Annotated in this window: 14 protein-coding genes and 2 tRNA genes; 10 read left to right on the forward strand and 6 right to left on the reverse strand. The window is 34.6% G+C overall.

Going from position 1 to position 19,589, the window contains the following annotated elements:
• Positions 1 to 260: 260 nt before the first annotated feature.
• Positions 261 to 434 (forward strand): hypothetical protein, encoded by a 174-nt coding sequence (locus tag H3R25_RS01710; RefSeq protein ID WP_165775957.1) that lies wholly within the window; start codon positions 261 to 263, stop codon positions 432 to 434.
• Between the two features lie 36 nt (positions 435 to 470).
• On the opposite strand, the gene H3R25_RS01715 is transcribed toward H3R25_RS01710, so the two are convergent.
• Positions 471 to 1,481: a serine hydrolase gene (locus tag H3R25_RS01715; RefSeq protein WP_198194386.1), complete on the reverse strand. Its 1,011-nt coding sequence runs from the start codon at positions 1,479 to 1,481 to the stop codon at positions 471 to 473.
• A gap of 229 nt (positions 1,482 to 1,710) precedes the next feature.
• Between H3R25_RS01715 and H3R25_RS01720 the strand changes: the two genes are divergently transcribed.
• The 7 genes from H3R25_RS01720 to H3R25_RS01750 all read left to right on the forward strand — a co-directional run bounded on the left by H3R25_RS01720 (position 1,711) and on the right by H3R25_RS01750 (position 11,093).
• Positions 1,711 to 1,782: transfer RNA gene (locus H3R25_RS01720), tRNA-Glu, on the forward strand.
• A 7-nt stretch (positions 1,783 to 1,789) separates the two neighbouring features.
• Positions 1,790 to 1,861: transfer RNA gene (locus H3R25_RS01725), tRNA-Gln, on the forward strand.
• A 535-nt stretch (positions 1,862 to 2,396) separates the two neighbouring features.
• A complete protein-coding gene (locus H3R25_RS01730) occupies positions 2,397 to 4,010 on the forward strand; it encodes an ABC transporter ATP-binding protein (protein ID WP_198194096.1) in 1,614 nt (537 codons plus the stop codon).
• Positions 4,011 to 4,360: 350 nt separating this feature from the next.
• Positions 4,361 to 6,292 (forward strand): beta-glucoside-specific PTS transporter subunit IIABC, encoded by a 1,932-nt coding sequence (locus tag H3R25_RS01735; protein WP_198194098.1) that lies wholly within the window; start codon positions 4,361 to 4,363, stop codon positions 6,290 to 6,292.
• Positions 6,293 to 6,329: 37 nt separating this feature from the next.
• Positions 6,330 to 7,736: a glycoside hydrolase family 1 protein gene (locus H3R25_RS01740; protein ID WP_198194100.1), complete on the forward strand. Its 1,407-nt coding sequence runs from the start codon at positions 6,330 to 6,332 to the stop codon at positions 7,734 to 7,736.
• A gap of 27 nt (positions 7,737 to 7,763) precedes the next feature.
• Positions 7,764 to 8,615 carry a PRD domain-containing protein gene (locus H3R25_RS01745; protein ID WP_198194107.1) on the forward strand — a complete coding sequence of 284 codons (852 nt, stop codon included), beginning with the start codon at positions 7,764 to 7,766 and terminating at the stop codon, positions 8,613 to 8,615.
• Positions 8,616 to 8,936: 321 nt separating this feature from the next.
• Positions 8,937 to 11,093, forward strand: coding sequence for an SLAP domain-containing protein (locus tag H3R25_RS01750; RefSeq protein WP_198194109.1), 2,157 nt, complete (start codon positions 8,937 to 8,939; stop codon positions 11,091 to 11,093).
• A gap of 153 nt (positions 11,094 to 11,246) precedes the next feature.
• On the opposite strand, the gene H3R25_RS01755 is transcribed toward H3R25_RS01750, so the two are convergent.
• Positions 11,247 to 11,861, reverse strand: a complete 615-nt coding sequence (locus H3R25_RS01755; RefSeq protein ID WP_198194111.1) for a DUF3862 domain-containing protein — start codon at positions 11,859 to 11,861, stop codon at positions 11,247 to 11,249.
• A 339-nt stretch (positions 11,862 to 12,200) separates the two neighbouring features.
• Between H3R25_RS01755 and H3R25_RS01760 the strand changes: the two genes are divergently transcribed.
• Complete coding sequence (locus H3R25_RS01760; protein ID WP_198194112.1) at positions 12,201 to 12,872, forward strand: MucBP domain-containing protein; 672 nt, start codon at positions 12,201 to 12,203, stop codon at positions 12,870 to 12,872.
• Between the two features lie 218 nt (positions 12,873 to 13,090).
• Here H3R25_RS01760 and H3R25_RS01765 read toward each other — a convergent pair whose 3' ends face one another.
• The 4 genes from H3R25_RS01765 to H3R25_RS01780 all read right to left on the reverse strand — a co-directional run bounded on the left by H3R25_RS01765 (position 13,091) and on the right by H3R25_RS01780 (position 18,839).
• A complete protein-coding gene (locus tag H3R25_RS01765; RefSeq protein ID WP_198194114.1) occupies positions 13,091 to 14,551 on the reverse strand; it encodes a glycoside hydrolase family 1 protein in 1,461 nt (486 codons plus the stop codon).
• On the reverse strand, positions 14,544 to 16,436 hold the full coding sequence (locus H3R25_RS01770) for a beta-glucoside-specific PTS transporter subunit IIABC (RefSeq protein WP_198188799.1): 1,893 nt from the start codon (positions 16,434 to 16,436) through the stop codon (positions 14,544 to 14,546). The genes H3R25_RS01765 and H3R25_RS01770 overlap by 8 nt, the downstream gene beginning before the upstream one ends.
• 14 nt (positions 16,437 to 16,450) lie before the next feature.
• Entirely contained in the window at positions 16,451 to 17,278 is an 828-nt protein-coding gene (locus H3R25_RS01775; protein WP_122034869.1) for a PRD domain-containing protein, read from the reverse strand.
• A gap of 208 nt (positions 17,279 to 17,486) precedes the next feature.
• Positions 17,487 to 18,839 (reverse strand): Mur ligase family protein, encoded by a 1,353-nt coding sequence (locus H3R25_RS01780; RefSeq protein WP_198194116.1) that lies wholly within the window; start codon positions 18,837 to 18,839, stop codon positions 17,487 to 17,489.
• Between the two features lie 147 nt (positions 18,840 to 18,986).
• On the opposite strand from H3R25_RS01780, the gene H3R25_RS01785 reads away from it, so the two are divergent.
• Positions 18,987 to 19,586, forward strand: a complete 600-nt coding sequence (locus tag H3R25_RS01785) for a thymidine kinase (RefSeq protein WP_046306636.1) — start codon at positions 18,987 to 18,989, stop codon at positions 19,584 to 19,586.
• Positions 19,587 to 19,589: the final 3 nt, after the last annotated feature.

The raw sequence follows: 19,589 nt of genomic DNA on the forward strand, positions 1-19,589 counted from the left end.
GAACTAGTTCAAGTCTTTTTGCTGTTTAAATATTAATTAAATTACATAACTCCAGAAATAAATGATGTCTTGTAAGAGCAAAATATATTTTTGGAAAAAGTTTGCTTATTGCTTACGAATGTAAACATTTTGAAATGATAACACTAATTAGAATAAATTTTTGATTTTTAAAGTTAAGCCCATTAAATAACCCCAAAAACCCCCATTTTTACTATGAAAAAAGGTATAATTTGGATAATAAATGAAAGGGGTTTTTACCTATGATGTGTGATAATTTGTTTTTTAAGATTGTTTGGGTAATTGTTTATGGCATCACTGCTTACTTTACATTTACTGATAAGATGATGATGGCTATGTACTGGATGGCAGGCGGTATGTTTGCTCAAGCCTTAGTTGATCTAATTTATCACTTCTGGCCAAAGAAGAAGTGTTAATACAAAAAAACAGCTTTTTATATAAAAAGCTGTTTTTTACTGGTCATTTTCTTTTAAAAAGCTCTGAATGATTTTTTCCCGCATGGCAAGAAAAACTTGGTTGTGTCCCGTGGGATGAACACGGTTAGTTAAAACGATCATTCCGGATTTTTTCACTCGATCTAGGAGAATTAGTGTCCCAGTGAAACCTGTATGTAAGATAATTGGGTAATTGAATTCAGGGTCAAAGCGTAAGTCCCAGCCCCAAGAACGTGGCTGAACACCGGCGGGATTTTTATTTTCAAAAAGCTTAGTTACAGTCTCTTGGTCATATGGAAGAATATTATCGTCTAAGCCAATGTAACCTTCCGAAATTTTAATTAAATCAGACATTGTAGAAAAGAGGCCAGCAGAGCCACAATCACTCCCAAGTTGTCTTGCTTTAGGATCATGAGGCACTCCTTGGAGGACAGAACCGTTTACCATTGCTGTTGGAACACAGTTATCCTTATCAGGCGAAAAAGTGGTTTCTGTGAGTTTCATTGGTTTGATGATCTCGTCTACTCCAACTTCCTGAACAGGCTTACCATAGATTCTTTTAATTACTAAGCCCAGAAGAATGAAGTTGGTATCAGCATACCGCATTTTATGCTCAAATTCGTCAGTTACAGGCAAGTTAATAATTGCATGTATTAACTCATCATGGTTTAGCTGGTCACGATTTTCAATCCAACCGCGAATTCCACTAGTATGGGTGAGAAGATGAAAAAGGCGAACTCGGTTGTCTTGAAACTCTGGAATAAAATCTTGAAGTGGCTCAGTAAAGTTTAATTTATCGTTTTGATAAAGCTTTAATAAAATATTTTCAGTAATGAGCACTTTAGTTAGACTTGCCAAATCATATTGGGCAAATGGACTGAGTTGAGTTACTTTGGGGTATGTACTAGCAAAACCAATTGTTGAAGTGAAAATTTGCTTGTCTTTAATAAAAGCGTAGTTAACGCCTGGAACAATTCGTTCGGAAACCATTGATTCAATTAAATTTTGTGTGGTTGAATAAGCAAGCATAAAAAATTCCTTCATAAAATACTTTACCTACTATTATATACAATTAAAGTAATAAAATTGTATCGAAAAGACAATAATTGTATTTTTATGCTAAGAAGAAGTTTATCAAAACTCAGAAAGTAAAAAATATTGAGGATATGTGATTTTTAAGCTGAAAATCTTTGGTGTAAATGCGTCAAAAGCACTTGACAACAAGGGCTGTATAAAGCATAATAATTACTGTTGATTTTGCCCGTTGGTCAAATGGTTAAGACGCCACCCTCTCAAGGTGGAGTTACGAGTTCAATTCTCGTACGGGTGATTAACACTGGGATATAGCCAAATGGTAAGGCACAGGTTTCTGGTTCCTGCATGTTTCGGTTCGAGCCCGGATATCCCAATATAAAAATGGCTTAACAGCAAGTTTTTAACGAATTGAAAAGCTGGCTTGCCTATCAAATTCCCATCAGGGTGTCTAAGTTAAAAAAGCTAGATGAATAAATCATCTAGCTTTTTATTTTCTCGAATTTTCTGTAATTAGCTCAAGACAAGTTATTTATATTTTTAAGTAGACGTGCAAGTGGGCTAATCTTAGATATTTAGCTAAATCGGTACAGTTGGTTAATGTAAAACAAGTAGGTTTAAATCTGACTTAGACACCAAAAAGCCAGAATCTATAAGGGTTCTGGCTAGTTTTGATACTTTCAGATTTCATAATATAAATAAAAATTTATTGACAATTTAAAGTCGCTCAATTAGTCTTTAATTAACTTTATTTTAACTAAATATTAAAATATTTAATGTTTTTTGGAAGGTATTTTTTTGCCAAATTATAAAAAGAGTAACTCAGTCAGTAGTGGCTCTGAAATAAAATTAGAAAAAGAAGTTCAATCCTTAGAAGATATTATCCTTTAATTAAATTATGTAGGTGATTTTATGCGTGCTGTTCTAAAAGAGATTAATGGCAAGTACAAGTTTGAGTATTTTCTTTTTTTAGGAATGAGTATTATTAATACATGTATTGAGACATCTAATGTTATTTTGGAAGGTATGCTAATAAATTCACTAGTATATAAGGCTGATAGAATATCATTTATACGTAATATAATAGTGATAATAGTTTTAAACCTAATAAGATTGTTTTTATCTTTTTTTATAAACAAAATTCAAATTCTAAAGTTCAGAAAAATAAACATAGAAGTAAACGATATTATAATAAAGAAGCTGTATTCAAAAGATACGTTAGAAGTCTTAAAACTTGATCCTATTCAAACTGCAGATAGAATTACGGAAGATACTAATGAAATCTTAAATTTCTTGTTTCAAACAGTAAATCAAATCGTTTCAATTATTATTTCCTCGATTATAATTTTTATTTATATTATTAAAGCTAAATCTCACTTTTTCTTGCTAGTAATGATTTTGCTACCAGCCTATATTATTTTGTACCTTTTTTTAAAACCAAAAATATTCAAAATAAACTTAGAATTAAGACGAATTTACAATGAATACTTTTCTGGATTTGCTGAATGGCTGAATAGATATGTTGAAATTAAAGGTAATAAACGGGAAGAGATAGAATCTAGAAGATGGAAAAAGACCAAAGTTTCTCTTTTAAATGTTACAAGAAAAAACTTTCTTCTTAATTTAGGTATGTCTACTTGTGAAATTGTCTTACAATTGATTTTCCAGATAATATTGTTTATTAATGGCGGATTGGCCGTAATATCAGGAAGTATGACAATTGGATCTTTTTCTGTTCTTTTCCAATACTTTAATCAATTATTAGGACAAGTGGATGAAATCTTTTCTATTTTGTTTAACTTTGAGTCTTTTCGAGTTGCATACATGAGAATTGATCAATTGATGTCTATCCGGAATGAAGTAGACGGAGCAATAGTCATTCCTAATGTTGAAAATATACAAGTTCATAATTTCAATATTAGCTTGGATGCACAAAATACTTTATTTTCAAAAGAACTTACATGTACTTTTAATAATCCTGGTTTTTATGTTATTAGAGGCAAAAATGGAATAGGAAAATCTACTTTTTTAAGGACGATAATTGGACTGTATACGTCAGCAAAAAAAGGGACAATTTTAATAAACAATATAGATATTGATTTAATAAATAAGGAAAAATTGAGAGAAGATAATATGAGCTGTTTATTCCAAGATACGATTCTTCCAAATTGTCTTGTAAGAGAATATTTAGATATGTATGTAAATGAGAGTAACGAAAACTGTATTTCTGGTGATCAATATTTCCAAAAAGTATTTAGCTCTTCTCAATTTAATATAAAAAAAGTGTTAGATAAGAAAATGACTGAGCTTTCAACGGGTGAAATACAATTAGTAAAGCTTTACTCTGCTATTTTGAAAAAGAAAGCGCACTGCTTTTTATTAGACGAGCCACTAGCTAATATTTACCCTGAATTGCAATCAGATTTATTATGCTTATTGGAAAAAATTGCACAAACTAATCTAGTTATAATCATTAGTCATGACCTTGAAATTGGGGAAAAAACTAAAAATATAAGAATAAGATAACTATGAAATCATATTTAATAATGCCGAAATTCTGAATAAAAATGGGATCAACTATCTTATAAATAGAAGCATCATTAGTCTCTTTCTTTATTTTCTCGAATTTTTCTGTCATTAGCTCAATAAGTACAAACGTCATGTTAAATGTAAAAAAGTTTAAATGATTTCTCCTGTAATCGCTTGCATAAAAGGAACAGTAGTGTTAAATTTATAGATTATAAATAAAAATAGTTTTTATTTGACGTGTTACTGGTAATGCAGGCAAGATCAAATGTACGTAAATAATGCTCCAAAATTATTGGTCTATTTTACGCATATTTGGTCTTTTTTATTTAGTAAAAGAGGAAAAAGTAATGGATAACCATAAAGTTGCGCTGCAAATCCTGAACGGAGTTGGTGGAAAGGAAAATGTCTCAGGTTTGACTCATTGTTTCACCAGACTAAGATTCGTTTTAAAGGATGAAGCTAAAGCAAACAAAAAAGAAGTGTCTAGTATAGAAGGAGTAATTCAGGTTGTAGAGGCAAGCGGTCAATTTCAAGTCGTTTTAGGTAATAAAGTTGAGACGATTTATGATGAAATTATGCCGATGCTTGGGGCTGATGCTGATTCCCAAAATGATGAGCAAGAAGAAAAAGTTGGCATAGGAACAAAGATTCTAAATATGGTTACAGCTATTTTTACGCCAACTATTCCAGCAATTGCTGCATCTGGAATGTTAAAAGGTATTTTAGCTATAGCTGCAATAATTGGATTAAATATGTATCATGTCGATATCAAGACATTTAATACCTATATCATTTTGAATGCAGCCTCGGATGCACTATTTTATTTTATGCCGGTGATCTTGGCTAAATCCGCTGCCAAAGTTTTCAAAACAAATGAATACATCGCTATGACGCTGGGAGCAACGCTATGCTATCCCACTTTGGTAGAGTTGATGACGGGAAAGAATGCAGTAACGTTATTTGGGATTGGGATTACCAAGGCAAATTATGTTTCCTCAGTTGTGCCCATCATCATAGCAGTTTTTGTATTGGCATACGTTGAAAAATTTGTTAAGAAAATAATGCCGGATGTTTTGAAAATCATTATGGTTCCGACGTTGTCTTTACTTATTATGGTGCCTGCAACTTTAATGATTTTTGGACCAATTGGCATTTACATTGGTAACGCAGTTAACTGGGCATACCACTACATCATGAATTTAAGTCCAATTTTACTAGGTGCCTTTGTCGGTGGCATTTGGTGCGTATTGGTCATTTTTGGTGCTCACAGAGCAATTATTCCGATTGGTATAAATGATGTTGCTAAAACAGGACGCCAAAACTTACTTGCTTTTGCGGGTGCAGCTAATTTTTCGCAAGCAGGTGCAGCATTAGGTGTTTTCTTAAAAACCAAAAACAAGAATCTTAAAACTGTGGCTGCTTCGGCTACAGTTACAGCCTTATTTGGCATAACTGAACCGGCCATTTATGGTGCTAACTTACCCCTGAAAAAACCTATGGTGTACGCAGTAATTAGTGGTGCTTTAGGTGGTGCCTTAATGGGCTGGGGTGGCTCTTACGGTAATGCTTTTGCTAATCAAGGCGTTTTAACTATTCCAGTTTATGCTTCTGCAGGAACCAAGGCATTTATTTGCTACATTTTAGGTTGCTTAATTGCATTTGTTGGAGCATGTATTTTAACGGTTATATTTGGTTTCAATGATTTACCTAGTGATACAGCTCCTGAAGGCAAAAATAGTAAAGAAATAAAACAGGTTGCAGATAACCAGAACGAAAATTCTACTAAAACGATTGACGAAGGTTTGGTTACAAACGATTGTGATTTGTTTGTAAATTCTCCGGTTGAGGGTAAGACACTTCCTCTAGCGCAAGTTTCAGATGAAGTTTTTGCATCTGGAGCTTTGGGTAAAGGTATTGCTGTACAACCTACAGTAGGAAAAATTGTAGCTCCTGCTGATGCAACAGTTAGCATGATATATCCAACTTTACATGCAATTGGTTTGATTTTGGATAACGGAATTGAAATGATGATTCATATTGGCATTGATACTGTTAAACTGAATGGGCAATACTTTGAAAAGCATGCTCAAGACGGTGATCATGTTAAGAAGGGGCAGCCAATAGTGTCATTTGACATTTCAAAAATTGAGCAGGCAGGGTATGACTTAACAACTACAGTTATCGTTACTAATTCAAAAGAATATGCAGCCATTGGTTCAACAAAGAAAAATGCTGTTACTAATAACGATCAGTTGTTGTACCTCTTGTCAAAATCATAAAATTAAGTCTGAAGCATAATTATCGGAGGAGCAAAATATGAAAAAATTCGACCCTAATTTCTTGTGGGGCGCGTCATCATCAGCATTTCAGATTGAAGGTGGATGGAATGAAGATGGTAAGGGAGAATCAGTAGCAGACTATAATTCTTTTGTCCATGCTGGTCCCGGACAAGCTGATACAAAGGTAGCCAGTGATTTTTATCATCATTATCGAGAAGATATTTCTTTAATGAAAGAGCTAGGTCTTAAAGTTTATCGTTTTTCCGTTGCCTGGTCGAGAATTATTCCTGATGGAGACGGTAAAGTGAATCAGAAAGGCATAGACTTTTACAACAAAGTGATTGATTGTTTAATCGAAAATGGAATTAAACCTTTTGTTACTTTATATCATTTTGATTTGCCACTAGCTTTGGTGGAAAAATACAATGGCTGGGAAAATAGGGCTTGTATTTCAGCTTTTAGAAGATATGCCCAAATATGTTTTAAGGAGTTTGGTGACCGAGTTAAAAATTGGCAAGTATTCAATGAGCAAAACCTTATGGTTCGTGTTGACGAACGCATGAACATGTATCATATTGAAGAAAAAAATAAAGAGCGTGTCAGAGCACAAATGGACTACAATATGTTTGTAGCAAGTGCATACGCAATGGAAGATTGTCATAAACTAATCCCGAACAGTAAAATTGGCCCTGCAGTCTCGTCCACAATGACTTATCCGGCTTCTAGCAAACCATTAGATGTTTGGGCAGCAAAAATGAATGATAATTTTAAAACAAATTATGCACTAGAGATGTATTGTAATGGCCAGTATCCCGGTTATTATATTAATTATCTTAAAAAAGCTGGCATTTTCCCATCTATACAAGAAGATGATACTCAAGTATTAAGGGATGCAAAACCAGATTTCATAGCAGTTAATTATTACCGGACGCTCGTTGCTAGTTACTTACCAAGTGATTCTAACCACCCATATGGTACAAGGGAAAATGATGTAGATTTTAACTTGTATGGCTATTTTAAAATTGAACCCAATCCTAACTTGTCAGCTACAGAATATGGTGCTCAAATTGATGCGATGGGGTTAAGAATCGTATTAAATGAATATCATCGTCAGTTTCGTCTACCGATGATTATTACTGAAAATGGTTTGGGTACACCTGATATTTTGGCACAAGATTGCAAAATTCATGACCAATATCGCATAAAATATCTTGCAGATCATATTCAAGCTTGTTATGATGCCATTCAAGACGGAGTAAATCTAGTGGGCTATTGTCCATGGTCAGTTATGGATTTACTAAGTTCTCACCAGGGATTTAAAAAACGTTATGGTTTTATCTATGTAAACAGAACTGATGATGATTTAAAAGATTTACGTCGGATTCCAAAGGACAGTTTTTATTGGTACCAAAAAGTCATTGCAAACAATGGACTGACCAATTAACCAAATATGCAATTAGGCGGTGAGCTAATGAAAGTACTAAAAGTTTTAAATAATTCGCTCATTTTGGCATTAGATGATTCGGGAGCAGAATGTATCTTAATGGGAAAAGGAATTGGCTATCACAAAGCAATTGGTTATCCCGTTAAAAACGAAGAGATTCAGAAAATCTTTGTTTTAACTGATAATAAAATGTTAAAAAACTTTATTCAGTTGGCCAGTACAATAGACGAAGTTTATTTAAATATGGTCAAGGAAATAATAGATTTTGCCGCCAAAGAATATCACATTAAAGTGAAAGACTACCTTTATTTATCCTTGGCTGACCATATTTCTTTTGTAGTAAAGCGATTTAAAGAAGGCAATATTGGTGAAAATTTCAACTATCCTGACGTTTTGCTCCATCATAGGGATGAATATCAGGTAGGTTTGTTTGCCGTCAATTTAATCAATAAAAAAATGCATGTTTCATTACCTGATAGTGAAGCAACAGCCATAGGATTACATTTTGTAGATGCTGAAGTTGACCATAGCAATCAAGAGAAGAATATGAAAATAGCTGATCTGGTAAATAGTCTTGAGAAAATAACTCAAAGGGTTATCGGAGGAAAGATTGATCAAAGTACTTTCACTTATTCTCGCTTTTTAACACATTTAAATTATTTTTGTGAAAGAGTTTATGAAAACAAACTTTTTTCAGATGAAGACAAAGAAGGACTTTATCAGGATTTGGCTGCAAAAATGCCAAAAGAAGTTGAGATTATTGCTGCTTTCGATAAATTTATTAATAAAAAGTTTACTTTAAAAATCACTAAGCAGGAAAAAATATACTTGTTGGTTCATTTGCACAAAATAGTTGAAGAAAACTGCAAAAAAGTATAATTGGCTAAAAACATTATCTATTACCTCTGGATTAAAAATGTCCAGAGGTTTTTTCTTAGACTTATAAATTCTAATCAGTAATAGTAGAACAGGAAAAATCATGTTTAGTGCGTAGGTGACATTTTTAGCAGATATTGTCTTATAAAGTTCTTAGATGTACATATATTATTGAGCTTTTAGTCCTATATCTTTATAGAATGCTGATTAACTATTTTACTAATAGTTAATATCACAAGCAAATTTAAAGGTACTTTTTTTAGTCTGTGCTAAGTTTATTGTAAAGATAATAATTAAGAGTGCCTAGTGCAGAGGACGCTATATATGAGTACAAGAAGAAAAAGTACAATGTTAGGTAGCAGCTTAACTGTGGCTACACTTAGCTTATTGCTCTTTACAAATAATAATGTGATTAAAGCCGATAGTTTGCCTGTTAACCAGCCAAATAGCGAAGAGAGTTCAGACAAGGGTAATTCTGCCACTTCTAATACGCAAGAGCAGGTTAGCAAAAATACTGATAATCTAGGAAAACAAAGTGAACAGGTTGAATCTCAAACTGAACCGACTATTGTTAAAAGTGGTACGTGGGGTGAAAATGGTCCAAAATGGAGTTATGACAGCAATGACTGCTTAAAGATTAACGGGGGTACAATTACCGGTGAAAATGATAGTAACGGTGCTTTTGCTGATCAAGACATTTTAAAAAACGTCAAAAAAATCGAGTTTACAGATCAGATAAAATTGAGTGGCGATTTTCAGTACTGGTTTAGATATGTAAAAGATACGCGGTTAGTGAATCTCACGGAAATAAGTGGGTTAGATAAAGTAGATACTTCCCAAGTCACTAATATGCGAGGTATGTTCTACGCAAGTAAAATTAAAGCACTGAATTTGTCTAGCTGGGATACTTCTTCTGTAACAGATATGAGTTACATGTTTACTGATATGTTTGCAGTTGGGGAAGATGGTTTGATAAACATTGGAGGTAAGTTTGGACAAAATTCAAAGAATGTTCAGGATATGACTTTCATGTTCAATGGTTGTGTTGGTTTGAGTAAAATTGAAGGAGTATCAAACCTTAACACTAGTTCTGTAACTTCAATGAAAAATATGTTCCATGGTGCTTATAACTTAACCGAATTAGATTTAAGTCATTTTAATACAGAAAAAGTGACTAATATGGATGACATGCTAAGTTTTATGCTCAGTCTAGATTATTTAGATTTAAGTTCATTTGATACTACGAATGTTGTTAGCATGAAAAACATGCTGGCAAATGATGTTGTGGTAAAAGTTGCAGTTATGGATAATGGCAATGTCGATACTCAGTTCCTCCCTGGTATCACAACGATAGTATTAGGCCCGAAAACTAAGTTAAAAAGTGAAGTGGCCTTGGACCAGCCTAATCCTACTAAGTTGTCCAACAAGAGCGATTATATCGATAAATGGCGTATGGTGGGAAACGACAATGAACCGCAGCTTACCAGTAGTGAACTACTTCAAAAAACTCAAGTTGGCACACTTAAGCCTGGCACCTATACTTGGAAAAAATTTGTACCATCATCAAACGGCAATGACAGTAATAATACAAGCACCGTTAATTCAGGACAAGGTCAAAATCCAGTCCCAGAGATTGCACCTGATGATCACACTGATAAAGCAGCCGACAAGAATGAAGATAATCTAAGTAACATGCAAGAATACACTTTGATGCATAATGCTTATTTATACGACGATGCTGGCAAGCGTACTAATGGCGTCATTTTGGGAGTCGGTTCATTTATTGCAACTTATGGTGAAAAGACTATCAATGGGCGCGATTTTTATATTGTAATCGATAAAAATGACAACAATATGAAGTACTATGTTCGATATGGTAATGTTCAGCCTGTTGTTAGAAAGCTAAAGCAAAACGCCTACCTTTATAATCAATATGGAGAAAAAGCTAACAATACTGGCAAGCTCAAAAGGGGGCAAAGCATTAAAACGTATGGTTCACCTGTTCGTATTCGAGGCATTAAATACTACATTATTGCTAAAAACCGCTACGTCAAATTGAGCAACTTACTAGTAAATACTCAGAAAAATGCATCTACTTCTGAAACTGTATCAAAATCTTCGCAGATTTTTGATGGAAAACTGCTAATGCATAATGCCTATTTATCTGATAAAAATGAAACCCGCGCTAATCGTTTAATTCTTACTGCTGGATCAATAGTTAAAGTTGTCAGTAAAAAGGTAAATAATAAAAAAAGCTATTATGAACTGTCAAATGGTTTGTATATTGCAGCGGGAAACATTGACGCAAAGCAATCTAATTTGAAACATAATGCATATCTTTATAATCGATATGGCAACCGCAAAAAAACAAAAATAAAGAAAAACAGACTGGTAAAGACTTATGGTGCGCCTATTAGAATAAAGAATAAGGAATACTACATTGCGAATGTGAACAGCTTTATAAAGAAAGCAACTTTGTAAGTCCTACTAAGCAATGTTGTCATAAAAAAATAATCAGGCCATATTAAAAGGTCACAGTCCACAATTAAATTGTTGGAATGTGACCTTTTTGATTGAATAATTATTAATGCTTAAATTTGAATTTAAAGCTAGTTTATTTGGTCATACTTTAAATTATTTATCCAGTTCAACTTGTGTTTTTGAGATAAGTTTATTGTCTGAGAAAACAAAAGTGGCACGGTTACTGTTGTTATCGGATTTTGACTTGGTTTTGGTTTGGTAAAGAGCAACTTTGTTCTTTTTACCCATTACGATATTATCGTTTAACGTATCCGGTTGACCGTATTTTTTAACTAAACTGGTATAAGAACTATTTTCTTTGATTTTATTATATGTTTTTAGAGTTAATTTATTAGGAGCTTTCTCCCATTTAAAATTATTAATGGTCTTTGTGATTGCCTTTTTATTATAGAATTGGACAACAAGTATAGCACCTGATGTTTTCCAACCTATGGTTTTAACTTTAAGTCCGTTGACTGAGGTTGTTTCAGTAGATTTTGGCTTTCCTAAAAGCTCAGTAGTTTCTGTAATAGAAGCACCGCCGTTGCCTTTTTCGGAAATATCTCCAAGTTTAATTTCGTCATACTTTTCCTTGAAAGCTTTCTTCTGCTGTTCAGTCTTAGTGAGTGTGTTGGAGTCGCTCGACTTGTTATTAGAAGAGCATCCAGCCAATGTGATTGCTAAAAAGCTGATTCCAACAACTGATAGTACTTTTTTTATTTTGATCATTAAGATCTCCCTTCAAAAATATGCCATAGGTTTAGTGTCACTGGCGTTGTGGACAATAAAAAATATATGACCGTAGTTATTATATATGTATATTTAAATTTTTGGAAGATATTATTTTTTGCACCTCTAAATCTACGCCATTTTAATCATATTACGTACGGTATGATTAAAATAAAACACTAGTGATAGGCTTTTGACAGAACATTTTTCATACCTGAAATAATAAAGAACTAAGAAATAACCGGTTTAAATTAGACTTAGAAAATTTCTAGGTATGGGGAACAAGTTGTGATATTATAATTGTATTAAAGAATAGAAAACGCTATTAGGAGAGTAATTATGAAGAAAATTGAAAGCTTAAAAATCAAGAAAAGCTCTGCTTTATTGACTGCCGCAGCTGCAGCAGTATTTGCTTTTGCTGGTGTTAATGGAACTAATGTTGTTAAAGCTGATGCTACCAATCCTGCTGCTACAGTAGTTAACGATGGAAGAACTGCTACAGTTGTTGCTCATTATCAAGATGAAGCAGGAAATAAGATTGCTGACGATCAAACTATTGCCGGCCATACACAAGTTAGCTATGGAACAATGCGTAAGGCAATTCCTGGTTATACTTTAAAGGACTGGCAAGGACCAACTGAAGGTTACTTTGAAGACACACCTAAAGAGGTAATCTACATTTATACTAAGGATAATGGTTCAAATGAGACCAATGTAACTGACAATTCAGGACAAATTCAAAACCCAATTGAAAAGCCTGGTACAAGTTCTGATCAAAAGGATCCTAGCAAAGATAAGAAGGACCCAGCAGCTTCAACTGATACTGCCAAAAAAGATGAGAACAAGAGTGACAATGTAAATACAACAACTAAGGATCCTGCCGCTAAACCAGCTGTTTTGCCACAAACTGGTTCTGATAAGACTAACTCTTTGAAGATGTTATTAGCTGGTATTTCTGTCGTTGCAGTTTCATTGCTAGGAATGGTTGCAGCATTTAAAAAGCGTATCTAGTCTGTTGAGCAGCAAAATATTTGTATAACTGAATAACATTTAAATACACGATTTGGATTTAACCGAATCGTGTATTTTAGTTTGCTCAAAAATGTAATTACTCTGTTGCATTTGAATTAGCAGATTTCACAAAATATTAGCATATTTGCTCATAAAAAAAGAGCTCCAAATAGCCAGATTGAAGCCTAACTATTATGAAGCTCTTTTATTTTGTGTTGTTAATCGTCTATTGCATTGCTTGCAATAACATTTTTGTACCAATTAAATGATTTCTTTTTGTATCTGTTATAAGTTCCACTACCATCATCATTTTTATCAACATAGATAAAGCCATAGCGTTTAGTCATTTCACCTGTACTTGCTGATACAAGATCAATACAGCCCCAAGGGGTGTAGCCAACTAAGTTAACACCATCCTCAATTGCTTTAGCCATTTCAACAATATGATCATGAAGATAATCAATCCGATAATCATCTTCGACAGTATATTGACCATCTTTTTCAACTAGTTGATCAGCAGCTCCCAGTCCATTCTCAACGACCATTAGTGGAATTTCATAACGTTCGTATATTTGATTTAGTGCTGTTCGAAGGCCAACTGGATCGATTTCCCAACCCCAAGCACTACGTTCAACATATGGATTTTTAACGCCGTTAAAGAAGTTACCAGCTGCTTTTTCAGCATCGTCTTGGGTAACAGTGACAGTAGATGACTGATAATAAGAAAAAGTATAAAAATCAACTTTTCCTTTTTGTAACAATTTTAAATCATTGTCAGTGATATCTAACTTAAGATTGTGGTCATTCCAGAACTTTTGCGCAAAGTAAGGATATTTTCCCTTAACCTGCACGTCACCACAGTAAAAATTATTGATTTCAGTCATATATTGAGCATAGCGAACATCGTCAGGATGGCTTGTTAGAGGATAGATCATGCGGTAGGCCATCATGCAGCCCATTTTTAATGAAGAATCATAATGATGTGCCCAATCAACAATTTCGGCGCTCGCTAAGAACTGATAATGTAGTGCTTGATAACGTAGTTGGGTAGAGTCTTCCTCAGTATTATTGAAGACCTCTGAATCACCTAAGTACATTCCGCCACCCATATACGCTCCAAGCGGTTTGGCAAGCATGTTGATTTCATTAAATGTAAGCCAATATTTAACATCTTTGTGATAGCGTTTGATTACAGTCTTAGCAAATTTAACATACTGGGGAATCATTTTACGAGAGGCCCAAGCATTGAACTCTTGTGTTAATCCAATGGGATTTTCAAAATGTGAGATGGTTACTAACGGTTCAATATGATATTTTTTCAATTCAGCAATTAAGTTATCGTAAAATTCCAGACCTTTTTCATTAGGCTCGTTTTCTAAACCATTAGGGTAAATTCTTGACCAAGCAATTGAAAAGCGATATGTTTTGAAACCCATTTCGGCAAATAACTTAATATCTTCTTTGTAATGATGATAGTGATCAACGGCCATATGATTAGGGTAGAGGGTGTTGTCTTCGATTTGACGTGTGATTCTTCGCGGTGTCTGATGATCACCACCAGTAAGTAAATCCATCGTGGATAACCCCTTACCGTCTTCATTATAGGCACCCTCAAGTTGATTAGCGGCTGTTGCTCCACCCCATAAAAAGTCTTTGGGGAACGAATAAGTTTTACTCATTATCATCTTGTCCTTTAATTCTAGTGCTGAAGATTCGATCATCAACAGTTACTTGATCTACTGAGTCATAATTTAACTGGTTGTCTGGTTTATTGAGCGCAATTATTAAAACAGTCGGATCATATCCTGCTTGCTTAATTTTAGCAAAGTCAACTTGAACCAAAGGATCTCCTTGTTTTACTTCTTGTTGCTCTTTAACTTGAACGTCGAAACCTTCGCCCTTTAAGTTAACTGTGTTAATTCCAATATGAATCAGATATTCATTACCATTATCTGATGTGATTCCAATTGCGTGACCAGTTTGATAGGTCATAGTAACTTTACCGGCTAGAGGAGAAACAATTAGGTTAGTTTCAGGGTCAATCCCGCGACCTGAACCAAGCGATCCACTTGCGAACACTTCATCGTTAACTTGATCTAGAGGAATAACTTTACCATCAACTGGAGCGTTAACAGCTTCAAATTCAGCGTAATTTTCAGTATTAGATGAATTTAATGTATCTGATGTTTTTGACGCACTTGAATCAGTTTTTTCAACTTTTGCGAGTATAAAGGTGAAGATAAAACCTAAAATAAAGGCAATAACTGCAGTAATGATTGCATTTAAGAAGTTACCTGGTTTACCAACAAAGTTAACAATGGTGAAAATACCAGGTGAACCAAATGAGTATCTAACAACTTGAGTAATACCAGCGTAAAAGCCAGCCAATCCACCGGCTGCCATAACTGCGTAAATTGCTCGTTGGTACTTTAAGGTAACACCGTAAAGAGCAGGCTCAGTAATTCCTGATAGGGCAGTTACACCAGCAGAAAGTGCTAATTGGCGATTTTGTGAACGTTTATCTTTTAAGGCAATGGCAAATGAACAGCCAGCTTGAGCGATATTCGAAGCTAGCATACCAGGTCCAAGAATATTTTCGCTTCTTGCGGGACTAGCAATACCTAAAGATGCTATTGGCATCAGGGCAACATGCATTCCAACCATAACTAGAAGAGGTGAGAAAGCGCCCATTAAAGTTGGAACTAGCCAAGGAGCATATTTGTTCAGACTATTGATTAATAATGCTAATAAGTCACCTAACCATGAACCGATTGGTCCAATGACAATTAAAGCAAGAGGAGCCATGATGATAAAAATCAAAAGCGGCTTAAGCATTGTTTTAATGACGTTAGGGGAGACTTTTTCAGCGAATTTTTCAACGTAGGATTGAATCCAAACACATAAAATGATTGGAATAACAGTGCTGCTGTATGTAGCTAAAGTTATTGGTGCTCCAAACAGAGTTACTGGTTTGCCTGCAGCAACTAACGCTGCCCAGTTGGGATGTAAAAGCACGCCTGCAATAGCAATTGACAAAAATTTATTTGTCTTAAAGTGTTCTGCAGCACTAACAGCCAGCATCATCGGCAGGAAGTAAAAGACGGCATCAGCCATAAAGCTCAAAATAGCATAGTTCTGGGACTTGACTGAAATTAGATTAAAAGTAGTTAAAAGTGAAATAACCACTTTAAACATACCGCCAGCAATTAATGGCGTGATGATTGGTGCCATAATTGTAACGATAATATTAATTAGGTTTCTGAAAAAGCCAACTTTTTCCTTATCGGTTGAAGGCTCCGAAGAACTATCACCAGAAATGTGATAATCACTCTGAATCTGTTTAAAGTATTCACCAACTTTTGCGCCAATGATAACTTGCGATTCTTCACCTGCTTGAACCGCCCCCAAGATTTCCGGTTGTTGCTTCAAAAATTCGGCATTAAATTTACTTTTATCCTTTAATGTGAAGCGAATTCGCGTCGCACAATGATAAAAGCTAGAAATGTTATCGGGACCGCCAACATTTTTGACGATCATATCGGTAACTTCTTTGTTACTTCTCATTTGTTTTTTTCCTTTCAATACATGGTCACACGGTGAATATGAATAATTAAATAAGCAAGCTCTTCCTTAGTAATAGGTTTACTATAAATAATTTCAATTGTTTGCTTAAGCTTCATGGCAATTTTACTAGCTTCAGGATAAAGATTCATCACTTGTTCTAGTAATTCTGGATCATTTGAAAGCATCTGATCACTGATATATCTTTCAGCAAAAAACTTAATATGAGTAACGAAGCGCTCATAATTTAAACCTTCCGTTGCAAGATTACCGTGGCAAAGAACACGCAGAGTTTGCAATATATTATCAATTAGGCGAGAAACTTCAAGCACATTGCTGCTTTCCTGATTACTGGAAGCATTAATAATGTGAAAAGCAATGTTAGCAGCTTCTTCTTGAGGTAACTTTACGCCTAAATTGTCTTCGATAATATCAAGTGCATGTAATCCTACTTTGAACTCAGGCTGATAATAAGTTTTCATTTCCAGATATATACGGTTGCCTAACGATAAGTTATTTTGCAAACGTTGAATTGCAAAATATAAATGGTCAGACAAAGCATAATAAATACTTGCATCGAGCTTTTCGTGCAGGCTTCGCTCTGCATATTCAACTATTTCAGTTGTTGTTTCAATGATCTTGGCTGGAATTTTTTGTAGTGACTGAACGAGCTCGTTTTGTTTGTTATCATCAACCGGAATGTACTTCCGACTAATTTTTTCTTCAGGCACTTCGCTGCCAACTTTGGCGTGGTAGCCAATCCCTTTACCAAAAGCAATATATTCATTTCCATCGTGATCAATAATTACAACATTAACATTTAGTATCTTTTTAATTTTATTCATTCTTGTACCCATCAAAAAATGCAGACAGGACGACAAAAATAACTAATACTTAAAAAAGCAAAATGTTAGTTATCAATGTAGTCTTGCCTGCATTACCAGTAACATGCGCTATCATTAACTCTTTTAAAGTTAACAAAAAAATTATCTTTTTGCAAGCGCTATCTTTAAAAACTTTACAAAAATAGTTTTTAGCTGTTAATTACGCCAATTACATGCCAGCCTTAATTATCTTTTTTTCTGCCATTGTCTTGCGGAGTGAAAGAAGGGCAGTGTAGGTAGATAAAATGTAAACCTTTTTAGTTGGAAGCTTGGCAATTTCTTCAATTACTGCTTCGTTATCCGGACAGGTAGTCATTTGTTCTGGTGAAAAGCCAGCAACTTCTAAGCGAAATCCCATGTCATGCCAACGCTGTCCACCAACTAGAATTTGTTTAATTTGCTCGTGATTTAAATCTTCAAACTGACCATCCCAAATCCATGAAGTATCAATTCCATCAGCATGATTAGCATTAAGTAGTGTAACTAGAGAATAGTCATCCTTTTCGGTGTTAAGCATATGTAAAACTTCGTCTAGACCAACTGGATTTTTAACCAAAATGAGATCAATGTCCTTATCAGCGTATTGAATTAACTCTTGGCGACCAAAAACGCGTTTGTTTTTGGCAAAGGCACTAGCAATTTCTTCATCGTCAAGATCAAAATGACGTGCGACAGAATAAGCTGCTAAAGCATTGTAAATGTTATATGTTCCACCAATATTGATGTGATAATCTTTGGTTCCCATTCGAAAGCTAAGGTGGTTTGGATCCTTATCAATAATCTCGCTGACTGAATAAGTTAACTCCGGACGGCGATAGCCACAGTTGGGGCAGAAAAAGTCGCCTAAGTTAGCATAAATTCGGTCATGGTAGTGCAATATATGGTCGCATTCTGGGCAAAGGACACCATCAGTATTAACCGGAGCTTTAACATCATTTTGTGAATGGTCACTTGGAAGTTTGAAGCCGTAAAAAATTTTTGGATTTGGCAGATCAACTGATGAAAAAATACTAGCATCACCGTTAGCAATGACGGTTGCATCAGGAGCTAACTTAATACCTTCAATAATTTTATTATAGGTAGTATAAATTTCGCCGTAGCGATCCATTTGATCACGAAAGATATTAGTTAAAACAAAAACACTCGGCTTAACTAGTTTAGTAACCATTTTGACATTGGCTTCATCAACTTCTAAAACAGCAATGGGGCGCTTAGCTTTGCTCTTTTTATTAGCTAAAAAAGCAGTAACAATTCCTTGCTGCATGTTAGAACCAGATGGATTGGTCAAAACCTCGCCGTATTTTTCTCGTAAGGCTTCAACTATCAGTGCCGTGGTCATGGTTTTACCATTTGTCCCGGTTACAATAACTGTTTCGTAATTTTGAGCAAGTGTGTTCAAAATATCTGGATCAAGTTTCATTGCAATTTTTCCTGGGAAGCTAGTTCCACCTTTTAGTACATTGTGAAGAAACCAGTAACTTGATTTTCCGGCAAATTTGGCAACATCAGATTTTAGATTCATGTTTATCCCTCGCTTTAAAATCTGTAACAACTATAGCATAGCACGCAAACGAAAACGAGTTTTTAACTACTATTTTAACTGCACTTATTTTGATTTTCATCTATACTAGATAAAGTCAGGTGGATATAATTATACAAAGGAGCAAAAATGGCACAATTATTTTTTCACTACGGCACAATGAGTAGTGGCAAAACGCTTGAAATTCTGAAAGACGCACATAACTATGAGGCTCAGGGTCGAAAAATTGTGCTGATGACAAGTGGCGTAGATAATCGGAGTGGGGTAGGAACTGTTGCTTCCCGAATAGGTCTTCATCGCAAGGCTATTCCAATTGAGCATGACATGGATATTTTTGCTTATATCGAAAAAATCAATGATCAGGAAAAAAAGCTTGGTGATGGTCCAATTGCGTGCGTTTTTGTTGATGAAGCACAGTTTTTGGAACGGCACCATGTTTTTGAGTGTGCTAGAATTGTTGACGAATTAAGCATTCCAGTAATGGCTTTTGGATTAAAAAATGATTTTCAGAATAACCTATTTGAAGGGTCAAAAAATCTGTTGATTGTTGCTGATAAAATCAACGAAATAAAAACCATTTGCCACTATTGTGGACGTAAGGCTACAATGAACTTGCGTATTCACGAAGGGAAACCAGTTTATGAAGGTGAGCAGGTCCAAATTGGTGGTGATGAAAGTTACTATCCGGTTTGTCGTTTTCATTATTTTCACCCAAATGAACAAAGATAGAGA

Source organism: Lactobacillus sp. M0390, assembly GCF_016102085.1.
GTDB classification, from domain to species: Bacteria; Bacillota; Bacilli; order Lactobacillales; family Lactobacillaceae; genus Lactobacillus; species Lactobacillus apis.